At 70.4% G+C, this 14532-nt stretch carries 12 protein-coding genes; 9 read left to right on the forward strand and 3 right to left on the reverse strand.

Annotated features, from left to right (window positions below):
• Window positions 1-43: 43 nt before the first annotated feature.
• On the forward strand, window positions 44-400 hold the full coding sequence (locus ACZ5IQ_RS29425; RefSeq protein ID WP_212807785.1) for a hypothetical protein: 357 nt from the start codon (window positions 44-46) through the stop codon (window positions 398-400).
• A gap of 8 nt (window positions 401-408) precedes the next feature.
• Here the strand turns inward: ACZ5IQ_RS29425 and ACZ5IQ_RS29430 are convergent, their stop codons facing one another.
• On the reverse strand, window positions 409-1029 hold the full coding sequence (locus ACZ5IQ_RS29430) for a YqgE/AlgH family protein (protein ID WP_371824590.1): 621 nt from the start codon (window positions 1027-1029) through the stop codon (window positions 409-411).
• A gap of 119 nt (window positions 1030-1148) precedes the next feature.
• Here ACZ5IQ_RS29430 and ACZ5IQ_RS29435 point away from each other — a divergent pair, with 119 nt between their 5' ends.
• Complete coding sequence (locus ACZ5IQ_RS29435; RefSeq protein WP_464480620.1) at window positions 1149-2438, forward strand: MFS transporter; 1290 nt, start codon at window positions 1149-1151, stop codon at window positions 2436-2438.
• 9 nt (window positions 2439-2447) lie between these two features.
• Window positions 2448-3230, forward strand: a complete 783-nt coding sequence (locus tag ACZ5IQ_RS29440; protein ID WP_406801760.1) for a TIGR03084 family metal-binding protein — start codon at window positions 2448-2450, stop codon at window positions 3228-3230.
• Between the two features lie 33 nt (window positions 3231-3263).
• Here ACZ5IQ_RS29440 and ACZ5IQ_RS29445 read toward each other — a convergent pair whose 3' ends face one another.
• Together ACZ5IQ_RS29445 and ACZ5IQ_RS29450 are read right to left on the reverse strand one after the other, a co-directional pair.
• Complete coding sequence (locus ACZ5IQ_RS29445; protein ID WP_464480621.1) at window positions 3264-3746, reverse strand: pullulanase; 483 nt, start codon at window positions 3744-3746, stop codon at window positions 3264-3266.
• Between the two features lie 18 nt (window positions 3747-3764).
• Entirely contained in the window at window positions 3765-5225 is a 1461-nt protein-coding gene (locus ACZ5IQ_RS29450; protein WP_212807792.1) for a CCA tRNA nucleotidyltransferase, read from the reverse strand.
• 123 nt (window positions 5226-5348) lie between these two features.
• Here ACZ5IQ_RS29450 and ACZ5IQ_RS29455 point away from each other — a divergent pair, with 123 nt between their 5' ends.
• From ACZ5IQ_RS29455 to trxB, 6 genes are all read left to right on the forward strand, one after another.
• On the forward strand, window positions 5349-6134 hold the full coding sequence (locus tag ACZ5IQ_RS29455; RefSeq protein WP_212807793.1) for an NUDIX hydrolase: 786 nt from the start codon (window positions 5349-5351) through the stop codon (window positions 6132-6134).
• A complete protein-coding gene (locus ACZ5IQ_RS29460) occupies window positions 6131-8527 on the forward strand; it encodes a hypothetical protein (RefSeq protein WP_212807794.1) in 2397 nt (798 codons plus the stop codon). Before ACZ5IQ_RS29455 ends, ACZ5IQ_RS29460 begins: the two co-directional genes overlap by 4 nt.
• Window positions 8524-11946, forward strand: a complete 3423-nt coding sequence (gene murJ, locus ACZ5IQ_RS29465; protein ID WP_212807795.1) for a murein biosynthesis integral membrane protein MurJ — start codon at window positions 8524-8526, stop codon at window positions 11944-11946. The genes ACZ5IQ_RS29460 and murJ overlap by 4 nt, the downstream gene beginning before the upstream one ends.
• 95 nt (window positions 11947-12041) lie before the next feature.
• Window positions 12042-12593 (forward strand): RNA polymerase sigma factor SigM, encoded by a 552-nt coding sequence (sigM, locus tag ACZ5IQ_RS29470; protein ID WP_212807796.1) that lies wholly within the window; start codon window positions 12042-12044, stop codon window positions 12591-12593.
• An 87-nt stretch (window positions 12594-12680) separates the two neighbouring features.
• Complete coding sequence (locus ACZ5IQ_RS29475; RefSeq protein ID WP_212807797.1) at window positions 12681-13442, forward strand: anti-sigma factor; 762 nt, start codon at window positions 12681-12683, stop codon at window positions 13440-13442.
• A 121-nt stretch (window positions 13443-13563) separates the two neighbouring features.
• Entirely contained in the window at window positions 13564-14502 is a 939-nt protein-coding gene (gene trxB / locus ACZ5IQ_RS29480) for a thioredoxin-disulfide reductase (protein ID WP_212807798.1), read from the forward strand.
• Window positions 14503-14532 lie beyond the last annotated feature (30 nt).

The raw sequence follows: 14532 nt of genomic DNA on the forward strand, positions 1-14532 counted from the left end.
GCCGGTTTGGAGCGGCCGCCCGGCCGCCCCTATCCTGAGACGCATGCTGATCGCCGCCGTGCTGTGCCTGTGCGCGGCCGTGGTGACCGCGGGCGTCGGCGCCTGGTCGCTGAGCCGGCCCCCCTCGACCGACACTGTGCCGCGCGTGCTGCGCTCGGTGGCACCGATCCAACTCGCGACGGCCGCGATGCTCGCCGCCGGTGGTGTCGTCGCGCTCGTCGCGCCGCGCAGCACCGGGGTGATGGTCCTGATGGTGTGCGTCATCGGCGCCGTCGGCACCTTCGCGGCCGGTTGCTACCAGGGCGCCAAGGCCGGGGCCGCCATGATGGCCCGGGACAACGCGCCCGCCGGTGACGGCTGCGCCGGCAGCTGCGCCAGCTGCACGCTGTCCTGCAGCTGAATTCGCCGCTAGTTCCGGCTCACGTCGATCGGGTGCGTCGCCAACATCGCCATGGGCATCGGCTGACGTCGTAGCACCCGCGACCACAGATCCACCCGCGGTCCCACGAGGACGTCCGACGGCAACGCCGACAGTACGATCCAGTCGTCGCGCTCGATCTCACCGTCGAGCTGACCGACCGACCACCCCGAGTAGCCGGCGTAGATCCGGACGCCCTCGACGGCACTTTCGATCTCGTCGGGATCGGCGTCCAGGTCGACCATCGCGATACGGCCCTGCACATGCCGCAGGCCGGGCACCGACGACACATCGACGCCGACCTTCAGGGTCGCCAGGCACAGCGCGGAATCGCGCTTCACCGGACCGCCGATGAACATCGACTTGGGCTTCTTCGCGAGCTTCGCCCACTGCGGCAGCACGTTGTAGACGGCCGTCTCGCTGGGCCGGTTCAGGACGACGCCGAGCGTGCCACCGGAGTTGTGCTCGACGATGTAGATGACGCTGCGCCGGAACGTCGGCTCCAACAGGTCGGTGTTGGCGAGCAGCAGTGTCCCCGCCCGAATCCCATGCGAGGCGGGAGCGAAATCGCGGTAATCCTCCGGTTCCTCTGACTGCGCCACGCCCTCCATCATGGCACTTGAGAGCCGTCGCCGTGACCAACGCACACGGCCCGCCGGGATATTTGTACTGTGGAGCGGGTCGCTTCAACCACGCCCGGCACTCCCAAATTCAGGACACGAACATCCCAGTGACCGCCAGCCGTCCCCACCACGTCGTCCTGCATGCGGTGCAGGCCCTACCGGACTTCCGCCGGCTGCTGGAACTGCGCGCGGTCAGCCAATTCGGTGACGGACTCTTCCAGGCCGGCCTGGTGGGCGGCCTGCTGTTCAGTCCGGAACGCCAGGCCACCCCGTTGGCCATCGCCGGCGCCTTCGCCGCGCTGTACCTGCCGTACTCGCTGCTGGGTCCGTTTGCCGGCGCGCTGCTCGACCGCTGGGACCGCCGGCAGGTGCTCATCGCCGCCAACCTCGGCCGGCTGCTGGTGATGATCTGCGTCGGCGCGCTGCTGGCCAACGCCGCGACCGACCAGTGGATCCTGTTCGGCGCGTTGATCGTCAACGGCTTCACCCGCTTCGTCTCGTCCGGGCTGTCGGCCGCACTGCCGCACGTGGTGCCCACCGAACACGTCGTGTCGATGAACTCGGTGGCGACCGCGTGCGGCGCCGTCTCGGCGTTCGTCGGCGCCAACGTGATGCTGCTGCCCCGATGGCTGCTGGGTGCGGGCGACACCAGCTCGGCCGTGGTGATCTGGTTGGCGGCGCTGGCCGTCGCGGTGGCGCTGTGGCTGTCGGTGCGCTTCCACCGGCATCTCCTCGGACCTGACGACAGCGCCCGCGCGGTCCACGGCTCGGTCGCCTACGCCGTCATCACCGGCTGGGTCTACGGCCTGCGGTCGGTGGCGAACGTGCCGACCGTGACCGCGACCCTGACCGGTCTGGCGGCGCACCGGATGGTGTTCGGCATCAACACCCTGATGGTGCTGGTGATCGTCCGGCACGGCGGCGGCGAACACGTCGCCGGGTTCGCGGTGACCGTTGTGTTCGTCGCCGCCGCGGGCCTCGGGTCGTTCCTCGGCAATGTCGTCATGCCGACCGCGGTGCGCCGCTGGGGTCGCTACGCGACCGCCAACGGCGCCCTCGCCATTGCGGCCGTGGTTCAACTCGCCGGCGTCGGCCTCCAGATACCGGTCCTGATCGCCTGCAGTCTGGTGCTGGGCACGGCCGGGCAGGTGGTCAAGTTGTGCGCCGACTCGGCGATGCAGCTCGACGTCGACGACGCCCTGCGCGGCCACGTGTTCGCGGTCCAGGACGCGCTGTTCTGGATGGCGTTCATCGTCGCGATCACCGCATCGGCGGCGGTGATCCCGGACGACGGCAAGTCGTCGGCCCTGATGGCCGCCGGCTCCGTCGTCTACCTCGTGGGCTTGGCCCTGCACGCGACGCTGGGCAAGCGCAGCAGAACCAGCGGTACCGTCTAGGGTGCTGCCATGGCCCCCAATGCTGCTGCCGGTGTCATCGCCGATCTGCGTGCCGAAAGTGACGACCTGGACCGCCTGGTCGCCGACCTGCCACCCGCCGAGTGGGCCACTGCGACCCCGGCCGAGGGCTGGACCATCGCCCACCAGATCGCGCATCTGTGGTGGACCGACAAGGTGTCGGTACTGGCGGTGACCGACGAGGAGGCCTTCGCCGCGACGCTCACCGAGGCGTGGAAGAACCCGCTCGGCTTCGTCGACGTGGCGGCCGAAGAACTCGCGCAGACCCCGCCGGCGGAGATGCTGGCGCAGTGGCGCGCGACCCGGAACACGCTGCACGACGCGCTCGAAGGTGTCGCCGACGGCCGCAAGCTGCCGTGGTTCGGCCCGCCGATGAGCGCCGCATCCATGGCGAGCGCACGCCTGATGGAGACCTGGGCGCACGGCGCCGACGTCGCCGACACACTCGGGGTCCGGCGTCAGCCGACGGCCCGGCTCAAGTCGATCGCGCACATCGGCGTTCGGACAAGGGATTTCGCGTTCACGCTCCACGAGCTGACCCCGCCGGCCGAGGTGTTTCACGTGGAACTTTCCGCGCCCGATGGCTCGGTGTGGACCTGGGGTCCGGACGACGCCGCGCAGCGGGTCACGGGCTCGGCCGAGGACTTCTGCCTGCTGGTCACCCAGCGGCGGCCGCTCCGCGAACTCGACGTCAAGGCCGTCGGCGACGACGCCCAGAAGTGGCTGACCATCGCCCAGGCCTTCGCCGGTCCGCCGGGAGCGGGCCGGGGCTGAGTTCGCGCCGTTGACCCTGCGCCGCTGACAGGGTCAACGCTGGATTGCGCCGGCCGAGTCGGCCGCGCCATCGCCGTCGGTATCGGACAGCTGCACATCCCACCGCCCGTCGCCGTCGGTGTCCGCGTACGCCACCGGCCCGGCCAGCACGCGGTCCGCGAGTCCGTTGCCGTCGGCGTCGATCAGCCGGTCGTCGACCGCACCGTCACCGTCGAAGTCGACGACCGCTCCCCCGCTCTGCTCGGTGCCGTCCAGGCCGAACCACCGCAGCCCCGACCCCACCGCCCAGGTGCCCGATCCGTCGTCGGTGAACGACCTGCGCGCGCCGTCGACATCGATTACGGCGTGGTCGGCCCGGCCGTCCCCGTCGAAGTCGGCCAGCGCGTCGTCGAACAATCCGTCGCCGTCCACGTCCAGCCGCACACCGTCCAGCGTGCCGTCGCCGTCGGCGTCCACCGCCGGCTCCCCCGGCCACCACGACGCCGACCCGGCCCCGTCACTCAGGCAATAGTCCATACCTGAATGGACGGCTGATCAGCCTCTGGCGTTCCACCATTTCTGCAATTCGGCGACGGCCTCGTCGTGCGACAGCGGGCCGCGGTCCAGCCGGAGCTCCTTGAGGAACCGCCACGCCTCGCCGACCTGCGGCCCGGCCGGGATGCCGAGCAGCGTCATGATCTCGTTGCCGTCGAGGTCCGGCCGCACCCGAGCCAGATCCTCCTTCGCGGCCAGCTCCTCGATGCGCCGCTCGAGACCGTCGTAGTTGGCCTGCAACCGCGCCGCCCGGCGACGGTTGCGGGTGGTGCAGTCCGCGCGCACCAGCTTGTGCAGCCGGCTCAGCAGCGGCCCGGCGTCGGTGACGTAGCGCCGCACCGCCGAGTCCGTCCACTTGCCGGTGCCCTTGTCGTCGGCGTAGCCGTGGAACCGCAGGTGCAGGTACACCAGCTGCGAGACGTCGTCGACCATCTGCTTGGAGTACTTCAGCGCGCGCATGCGCTTGCGCGTCATCTTCGCGCCGACCACCTCGTGGTGGTGGAAGCTGACGCCACCGTCGGGCTCGTGCCGGCGGGTGTCGGGCTTGCCGATGTCGTGCAGCAGCGCGGCCCAGCGCAGCACTAGGTCGGGTCCCTCGTCCTCGAGGTCGATCGCCTGCCGCAGCACCGTCAGCGAGTGGTGGTAGACGTCCTTGTGCTGATGGTGCTCGTCGATCGCCATCCGCATGGCACCGACCTCGGGCAGCACGACGTCGCCCAGTCCGGTCTGGACCATCAGGTCCACGCCGGCCATGGGGTCGGCGCCGAGCATCAGCTTGTCGAGTTCCGCGGCCACGCGCTCGGCGGTGATCCGGCCCAGCTGCGGCGCCATCTCGATCAGGGCCTCCAGAACGCGCGGCGCCACCGAGAACCCCAGCTGTGAGACGAAGCGGGCGGCCCGCAACATCCGCAGCGGATCGTCACCGAAGGACACCTGCGGCGCCGACGGGGTGTCGAGCACCTTGTCCGCCAGCGCGGCGAGCCCGCCCAGCGGATCGTGGAATTCACCGATGCCGCCGGGCAGGTCGGGGTTGATCCGGACAGCCATCGCGTTCACGGTGAAGTCCCGGCGCACCAGGTCGTCCTCGAGCCGGTCGCCGAACACCACCTCGGGATTGCGGGACACCTGGTCGTAGCTGTCGGCGCGGAAGGTGGTGATCTCGATGCGCTGCCCGTACTTGGCCGCCCCGATGGTCCCGAACTCGATCCCGGTGTCCCACAACGCTTCTGCCCAGCCGCGCAGCATCTTCTGCAACTCGGCCGGACGGGCGTCGGTGGTGAAGTCCAGGTCGTTCAGGTCACGGCCGAGCAGCGCGTCGCGCACACTGCCGCCCACCAGGTACAGGTCGTGACCGGCCGCGGCGAACACGCGCCCGAGGTCTACGAGCAAACCCGCATGCTTGTTCAGTGCGACCGCGGCAGCGGTCAGCAACGCGGCATCGGTACTTGCTTCGTTCGGCACGTCCGATGAGCCTAATGCGCCCACCCCACGGTTTGGTACCGACCATCGCGGCACGGTCACAACTGGGCCACTGACCGGCGAGTGGGGACAGAGCGCCCAACCTGAGCAGCTACTATCGCTTGGGTGTCGGAAGGCGAGCGTGCCAAACCACGACGACGCCGCGGGCGACGTCGCGGTCGACGCTCGGCAGGTCCGCCCAGCGACAACACCCAGGGCACCGACACCGATTCGGCCGCTGCGCCCCGCAACGGCACCGCACAAGCGGCCCCGGCGGCGGCTCCCGCCACTCCCGCCGCCCGCAAGTCGAACAACGACCGGCTGCGCACCGTCCACGAGACATCGGCCGGCGGGCTGGTGATCGACGGCCTCGACGGCCCCAAAGACACCCAGAAGGCGGCACTCATCGGCCGCATCGACCGCCGCGGCCGCATGCTGTGGTCACTGCCCAAGGGGCACATCGAACTCGGCGAGACGGCCGAACAGACCGCCATCCGTGAGGTCGCCGAGGAGACCGGACTGCAGGGCAGCGTGCTGGCCGCGCTCGGCAGCATCGACTACTGGTTCGTGACCGAGGGCCGGCGCGTGCACAAGACAGTGCACCATTACCTGATGCGATTCCTGGGCGGTGAACTCTCCGACGACGACGTCGAGGTCACCGAAGTGGCGTGGGTGCCGCTTCGGGAACTGCCGTCCCGCCTGGCCTACGCCGACGAGCGCAAGCTCGCCGAGGTGGCCGGCGAACTGATCGACAAACTGCACACCGATGGACCGGGCGCCCTGCCGCCGCTGCCGCGCACCGCGCCGCGCCGCCGCCCACAGACCCATTCCCGCACGCGGAACCATCGCACCGACGACTCCGCCCATACCCAACCCGGCCGCCGCGCGAACGGCTGCGGACCCGGGTCGTGAAGGTCAGGTTGGCGGCCTCGACAGTTCTCCTGCGCGTCCTGGCAGTCACCGCCCTGTTGCTGTTGCTCACCGCCCCGATCACGCCGCATTCGTCGGCAGGCGAACCGGGCGGGACGACGTTCCTGCAACTGCGCATCGACCACGTCACCCCCGACGTGGTCACCACCACGAGCGAGCCGGTGGTGACGGTCAGCGGCACCGTCACCAATGTCGGTGACCGCCCGGTGCACGACGTCATGGTGCGCCTCGAGCACGCGGCAGCGGTGACGTCGTCATCCGGGCTGCGGACGACGCTGTCCGGGGAGCCGACAGACTTCTCCGCCGTCGGCGACTTCACCACGGTGTCGCAGGATCTCGCGCGCGGGCAGAGCGTGCCGTTCCGGCTCGCGTACCCGGTGCGCTCGGCCGACCATCCCGCCCTCGGCATCGACCGTCCGGGTGTGTATCCGCTGCTCGTCAACGTCAACGGGACACCCGACTACGGGTCGGCCGCCCGGCTCGACGACGCCCGCTTCCTGCTGCCGGTGCTCGGCGTACCCGCCACTCCGCCCGCTGCGGGCAGCGGTAGTGGCACCGGCCAGCAGCCGATCGACGCCGTCGTGCCACCCGACACCGCACATCCCGTCGCACTGACTCTGCTCTGGCCGCTCGCCGACCGTCCGCACCTGGCGGCCGGCGTCCCCGGACGCACCGAACCGGCCCGCCTCGCCGACGACGACCTCGCCGCCTCCCTGGCCAACGGCGGCCGCCTCGACACCCTGCTCGCCGCGGCGGACTTCGCCACCAACGACCAGGTGGATCCCGGCGGCCTCATGCGCGGCGCGATGTGCCTGGCCGTCGACCCCGACCTGCTGATCACCGTCAACGCGATGAGCGGCGGCTACGTCGTGACCGACGACCCGGAGGCCGGCCTCAACTCACCCACCCACCCGGGCACCGGCCAGCAGGCCGCGACCGAATGGCTCAACCGGCTGCGGCAGCTCGCCCAACGGGTGTGCGTCACCCCAACGGTGTACGCCCAGGCCGACCTACGCGCGCTGCAGCGCGTCGGCGACGCCGCCCTGAACACCACCGCCACCACCGATGCCGGGCCCATCGTCAACCAGCTGCTCGGCATCCAGTCCCTGCGCGGCGCGACGGTCGTCGGCGACGGCCCGCTCACCGGCCCGGCGGTGCGGCTGCTGTCGGCGCAGCCCGATCCGACCGTCGCGATCGCCGCGGCGCCCATCACCGCCGACGACGCCGCGAATCCCGCCGACACCGCGCCCCGCCGCTACAGCGACAAAGTGACCGTGGCGCCGTTCGACCCGTGCGTCGCCGCGGCCCTGGCCGGCGCGGGCCGGACCCCGATCTCGCCGGGATACCTGGACACCTCACTGCGGGTACCGCTCAACCACGACTCGCAGGTGGCACGGCGCCAGGACGCCATCGCCTCGGTGCTGTGGCGTGGGCTGCAACCCGACGCCCAACCGCGAAACCAGATCCTGATGCCGCCGCTGGCGTGGGACGTGACGCCCGACGACGCCCAGGCGATCCTGACGTCGGTCGCCACGGCGATCCACTCCGGCCTCGCCGTCGCCCGCCCGATGCCCGCGGTGATCGCCGAAGCACAAGAGCTGCCGCCGACGCAGACGGCCACCCCGCCGGACAACGGCACCGGCAACCCCAAGGCCCGCTACGGCGACGGCATCACCAGCCAGATCTCGACCACCATGGAACGAATCTGGGGCCTGACCGCCGCGCTGACCGTCAACACCCAGACGGGTCTGACGGGCGACCAGTACACGGCGCCGCTGCGGGAGGACATGCTGCGGGCGCTGACGCAGTCGGTGCCGCCGACCGTCCGCGAAGCCATGGCCCAGGAGCGCGTCAGCACCACGCAGCGCACGATGGACGACCTGTTCCACGGCGTCACCGTCGTCAACCCCGGCGGCTCGTACACGCTGGCGACCGAACGCAGTCCCCTCCCCCTGGCCCTGCGCAACGACCTGCCCGTGCCGATCCGCGTGCGGCTGGTCATCGACGCGCCACCGGGCATGACCGTCACCGACATGGGTGAGATCGAACTGCCGCCGGGCTACCTGCCGCTGCGGGTACCGATCGAGGTGCATTTCACCCAGCGCGTCGCGGTCGACGTCTCCTTGCGCACGGTCAACGGGCTGACGCTCGGCGAACCGGTCCGGCTGTCGGTGCATTCCAACGCCTACGGCAAGGTGCTGTTCTTCATCACCCTGTCCGCCGGCGCCGTGCTGTTCCTGCTGGCCGGCCGGCGGCTGTGGCACCGGTTCCGCGGGCAGCCCGACCGCGCCGACCTGGACCGGCCGCACCACAGCCGGCCCATCCGGCCCGATCCGCTCGACACCGCCATCGCCCACGCCCCGGAGGACTCATGAGCGAGGCTCGCCGAGCGAATCAACGGCCGCTGGGCGCGCCACCCCGCCCGAACGCCGCGGCCAACACTGCCGCCGCCCCACCGCCCCGGCGGGCCGAGCTGTCCGACGCCGCCGTCGTCTCCCGGTCCTGGGGCATGGCCTTCGCCACGCTGGTCAGCCGCATCACCGGGTTCCTGCGCATCGTGCTGCTCGCCGCGATCCTCGGTGCGGCCCTGTCCAGTTCGTTCACCGTCGCCAACCAGCTGCCGAACATGGTGGCCGCCCTGGTGCTGGAGGCGACCTTCACCGCGATCTTCGTGCCGGTGCTGGCCCGCGCCGAACGCGACGACGCCGACGGGGGCGCCGCGTTCGTGCGGCGGCTGGTCACGCTCGCCACCGCGCTGCTGCTGCTGACGACGGTGCTGTCGGTCGCGGCGGCACCGCTGCTGGTGCGGCTGATGCTGGGCAGCGACCCACAGGTCAACGAGCCGCTCACCACCGCCTTCGCGTATCTGCTGCTGCCGCAGATCATCTTCTACGGGTTGACCTCGGTCTACATGGCAATCCTGAACAACCGCAACGTGTTCGGGCCGCCGGCGTGGGCGCCGGTGCTCAACAACGTGGTCGCGATCATCACGCTGTGCGTGTATGTGCTTGTCCCGGGCGAACTCTCGATCGACCCCGTCGAGATGGGCAACGCCAAGCTGCTCGTGCTCGGCATCGGCACCACGCTCGGCGTCGTGGCCCAGGCCGGGATCCTGCTGTACTCCCTGCGCCAGCATCGCGTCGACCTGCGGCCGCTGTGGGGTATCGACGACCGGCTCAAGAAGTTCGGCACCATGGCCATCGCGATGATGCTGTACGTCCTGATCAGCCAGATCGGGCTGATCGTCGGCAACGAGATCGCCAGCCACGCAGCCGCATCCGGCCCGGCGATCTACAACTACGCCTGGCTGCTGCTGCAGTTGCCGTTCGGCATGATCGGCGTGACGGTACTGACCGTGGTGATGCCCCGGCTGTCGCGCAACGCCGCCGCGAACGACAACCCTGCGGTACTCGCCGACTTCTCGCTCGCCACCCGGCTGACCATGGTGACGCTGATCCCGATCGTCGCCTTCATGACCGTCGGCGGCCCCGCCATCGGCAGCGCCCTGTTCGCGTACGGCAACTTCGGTGCCACCGACGCGGGTTATCTCGGCATGGCCATCACGCTGTCGGCGTTCACCCTGATCCCGTATTCCATGCTGTTGCTGGAACTTCGGGTGTTCTATGCCCGCGAGCAACCCTGGATCCCGATCGTCCTGATCGTCGTGATCACCGTGGTGAAGATCGTCGGCTCGCTGATCGCGCCGCACCTGACCGACGATCGGGAGCTGGTGGCCGGCTACCTGGGCCTGGCCAACGGCCTGGGCTTCCTGGCCGGTGCGACCGTGGGCTACGTGTTGCTGCGGTCGGCACTGCGGCCGCCGCGCGGCCGGATGATCGAGCTGCCGGTGATCCGGACCATCCTGGTGACCGTCTGCGCCTCCCTGGGATCGGGCCTGCTCGCTTATCTCGCCGACAAACTGCTGGGATTCGACCGGCTCACCGAGCACGGCGGCGCCGCCGGATCGTTGCTGCGCCTGGTTCTGCTCGGCGTGATCATGCTCCCGGTGATCGTGACGGTGCTGGTAGCAGCCAAGGTGCCCGACGCCCTGGCCGCAGTGGCTTTCGTGAAACGCCGGCTGGGCCGCGGCGCCCCGACACCGACCCCCGCAGTCCAGGTCAGCTCGGCTGTACCGGACTCCCGGCGGACCTCGGTCCCGTACCCTGGACACGGCATTTCATCACCGGTACCACCGCGGCCCGGCGCGTCCGCCACTGGCGGGGCAAACCGGGGCACTGGTACCACGGGCGGGCTTCGGAAAGGATTTGCGGTGACCGACGCACCCGCGGACCAGGGATCCGCCCCCATCTCGGATACGTCAGGCGGCGGCAGCGACGATGTCGCCCTGCGGGCCGGCGCCGTCGTCGCCGACGGTCGCTACCGCCTGCTCGTCTTCCACGGCGGTCCCCCGGATCTGCAATTCTGGCACGCGCTCGACATCGCGCTCGACCGCCAGGTCGCGCTGACGTTCGTCGACCACGACGGCGCGCTCCCGCAATCGATGGTCCAGGAAATCCTCACCCGGACAAGCAAACTGAGCCACATCGAGGGGCCGGGGCTGGCCCGGATCCTGGACGTCACCCGACTCGGCCACGGTGGCCTGGTGGTCAGCGAATGGATCCGCGGCGGTTCGCTCGCCGAGGTGGCCGCGACGGATCCGTCGCCGATGGGCGGGGCCCGCGCCATCCAGTCCCTGGCGTCGACGGCCGAATCCGCACACCGGGCCGGCGTCGCGTTGTCGATCGATCATCCCGGCCGGATCCGGGTCAGCATCGAGGGCGACGTGGTGCTCGCCTTCCCCGGCACGCTGCCGTCGGCCACACCCGAGGACGACATCCGCGGCATCGGCGCCACGCTGTACGCGCTGCTGATCAACCGGTGGCCGCTGCCCGAGGCCGGCGCGCTCAGCGGCATGCTGCCCGCGACACAGAACAGCGCGGGCCAGCCCATCGAACCCCGCGCGGTCGACGGGACCATCCCCTTCCAGATCTCCGCCGCGGCCGCCCGGGCCGTGCAGGAAGGTGGCGGAATCCGTTCGGCCCCAACGCTGTTGAACCTGCTCCAGCAGGCCACCACCGTCGCCGACACCACCGAACTGCTCGAGCCCGTCGACAGCTCGCAGGGCCCCGAGTCCGAGGACGCGGCGGAACTCGAAGCGGCCGCCAAGCGGCGCAAGGCACTGCTCATCGGGGTGGGTGTCGGTGGAGCCATCCTGCTCGTGGCACTGCTGGTGCTGGCGTCGGTGCTCAAGGGCATCTTCGGCGACGTCGGCGGCGGCCTGGACAAGCAGCAGCTCGGCCTCAACAGCCAGCGCCCCACCACGAGCGGTGCCCCGACGCCCGGCAATGTGGTGAAACCCGTTGGTGTGACGGTCTTTTCGCCCGGGGGTGGCGCGGACTCCCCCGAGACCGCCGGCAAGGCCATCACCGGCGCGTCCGGTGACGCCTGGTCGACGGACGTCTACACCGATCCCACGCCGTTCCCCGGGTTCAAGAGCGGCGTCGGCCTCATGCTGAACCTGCCCCAGGCGACCACGGTCGCGTCGGTCAGCCTGAACCTGACCAGCACCGGCACCGCGATCCAGATCCGGTCGGCGCAAACCGCCAACCCGTCCTCACTGGACGCCACGACCGTGCTGACGCAACCGGCGACCATGAAGACGGGCTCCAACACCATCACGATCAGCAACGCGCAGCCGACGCAGCATCTGCTGATCTGGATCTCCACGCTGGGGACCGTCGACGGCAAGAGCAAGACCGACATCTCCAACGTGGTCGTGAAGGCTGCCGCGTAAGTTATCCACAGGGTCTACGGAGCATCTGTGCAGGTCGGGACGATTCCGGCCAATTCGCGTCGGGTGCGTTCCCGGACCCGCTTTATGGTTCGGAAGTGGGGAGTTTCGGGGCGCCACAGTCGGACGCATCAGACGCAGAGTTGCTCGCGGCGCACATCGCCGGTGAGCGGTACGCGTTCGAGGAACTGTTCTACCGACACCGGCACCAGCTGTACCGGCTCGCCCGCCTGACGAGCCACGACCCACAGGATGCGCTGGACGCCCTGCAGGACGCGCTGTTCAAGGCCCACCGGCACGCGCCGCGGTTCCGGCACGACAGTTCGGTGCGCAGCTGGCTGTGCCGCATCGTCGTGAACTCGTGCCTGGACCGGTTGCGGCACAACAAGTTTCACCGTGCCGAAGAGCTCAGCGACGCCACCTGCCGGACCGCGGACCCCGCACACCGGATCGAGACCACCATCGTCATCGAACGGGCGCTGCTGCGGCTGCCGGTCGAACAGCGGGCAGCCGTGGTCGCCGTCGACATGCAGGGCTACTCGGTTGCCGAGACCGCGGCGATGCTGGGTATCGCGGAGGGCACCGTGAAGAGCCGCTGCTCGCGGGCGCGCGCGAAGCTCGCGCAGTCGCTCGCCCACCTCGCCGACTGACGGGTGCCGGTCACGTGACGTTTTCGCCCCGATCACCGGCGACGGTGTACCGCGGGTCTCTGCGGCGACCGGATTAGGCTTCGGCAGGTGGACGACGAACAGGCCGATCAGTCCGTCTCCCTCGAGCTCCTGGCCGACCTGCAGGCCGGACTGCTCGACGACGCCACCGCGGCCCGACTGCAGCGCCGCATCCGCGAGGATCCGGCGCTCGCCCGTCGGTACGCCGCACTCGAACAGGTCCGGCGCGACGTCCACGACCTGGCGGACGACTCCACCGCCACCGACCTGCCCGCAGACGCGACCGCCCGCATCGGCTCGGCCCTGCGCAACCCCAGCTCGAAGCCGCGCCACACCGTCGTCCCCGGTCGGCCCGCCGGTCACGGCGCGCGCACGGCACGTCCCGCCGTCGTCGCCGCGGCCGTCGCTGGGCTGCTCGCCGTCGGCATCGGTGCCGTCGTGGTGTTAAGCGGACCCGACGAGCCGGCCCGCGTCTCCGCCGGTCCCAAGGCGGCGTCACTGACGGTGCAGCGCCAGGCCGGGATGCCGTGGCCGGACCGGCAGATCCTGGACCTGCGGAGCCGGCCACCCGAGTTGGGCGCGCTCGCCGCACCGGATCGCCTGCGGTCCTGCCTGACGGGGCTCGGCTACTCGCCCACCACCGCGGTCCTCGGCGCGGCCACCCTGACGATGCACGACCGTGCCCAGGTGCTCCTGCTGCTCCCGAAAGCCGACGACGGCGCTCTGATGGCCCTGGTGGTGTCTCCCGGCTGCAATTCGAGCGACGCCGGCCTGGCCGCCGACGCCGTCATTCCCGACGCTCCGGGCCCGCCGGCGCAATCGCGCCGCTGACCGCCCCGGAGCCCGCCAAACGGCCGGGAACACCGGCACTTACCCTGGTGTTATAGGCGTACCGACTCTGGCAGCAGGCCGACCAGGTATGAGCCTGACCAGAGCCAGATGAAAGGCGGCCATGACCACCCAAGACACCGTGCACGACGTGATCATCATCGGCTCCGGGCCGGCCGGCTACACCGCTGCGGTGTACACGGCCCGCGCGCAACTCAAGCCGCTGGTTTTCGAAGGTGTCCAGTTCGGTGGTGCGTTGATGACCACCACTGAGGTGGAGAACTACCCGGGCTTCAAGGAGGGCATCACCGGTCCCGAGCTCATGGAGGAGATGCGCGAGCAGGCGCTGCGGTTCGGCGCCGACCTGCGCATGGAGGACGTCGAGGCGGTGTCCCTCGACGGACCCGTCAAGACCGTCACGGTCGACGGCGAGACCCACCAGGCCCGCGCCGTCATCCTCGCGATGGGCGCCGCCGCCCGCCACCTCGGCGTGCCGGGCGAGCAGGAGCTGATCGGCCAGGGTGTCAGCACGTGCGCCACCTGTGACGGTTTCTTCTTCCGCGACCAGGACATCGCCGTCATCGGCGGCGGCGACTCCGCCATGGAGGAGGCGACGTTCCTGACGCGCTTCGCCCGCTCGGTGACGCTGATTCACCGCCGCGACGAGTTCCGCGCCTCGCGGATCATGCTGGAGCGCGCGCAGGCCAACGAGAAGATCACGTTCGTAACCAACACCGAAGTTGTTGCGGTGGAAGGTGATTCGAAGGTCAGCGGGCTGCTGCTGCGCAACACCGTCACCGGCGAGGAGAGCAAGCTCCCGGTCACCGGCGTGTTCGTCGCCATCGGCCACGACCCGCGGTCGGAGCTGGTGCGCGGCCTCGTCGACCTCGACGACGAGGGCTACGTTCAGGTCAAGGGCCGCACCACCAGCACGTCGCTGGACGGCGTCTTCGCCGCGGGCGATCTGGTCGACCACACCTACCGGCAGGCCATCACCGCGGCCGGCAGCGGCTGCGCGGCGGCCATCGACGCCGAGCGCTGGCTCGCCGAGCACCACGGCTGATCGTCCTTCCCCCACAGAGTTCACCCGAGA

This window comes from Mycobacterium toneyamaense, from assembly GCF_055384815.1.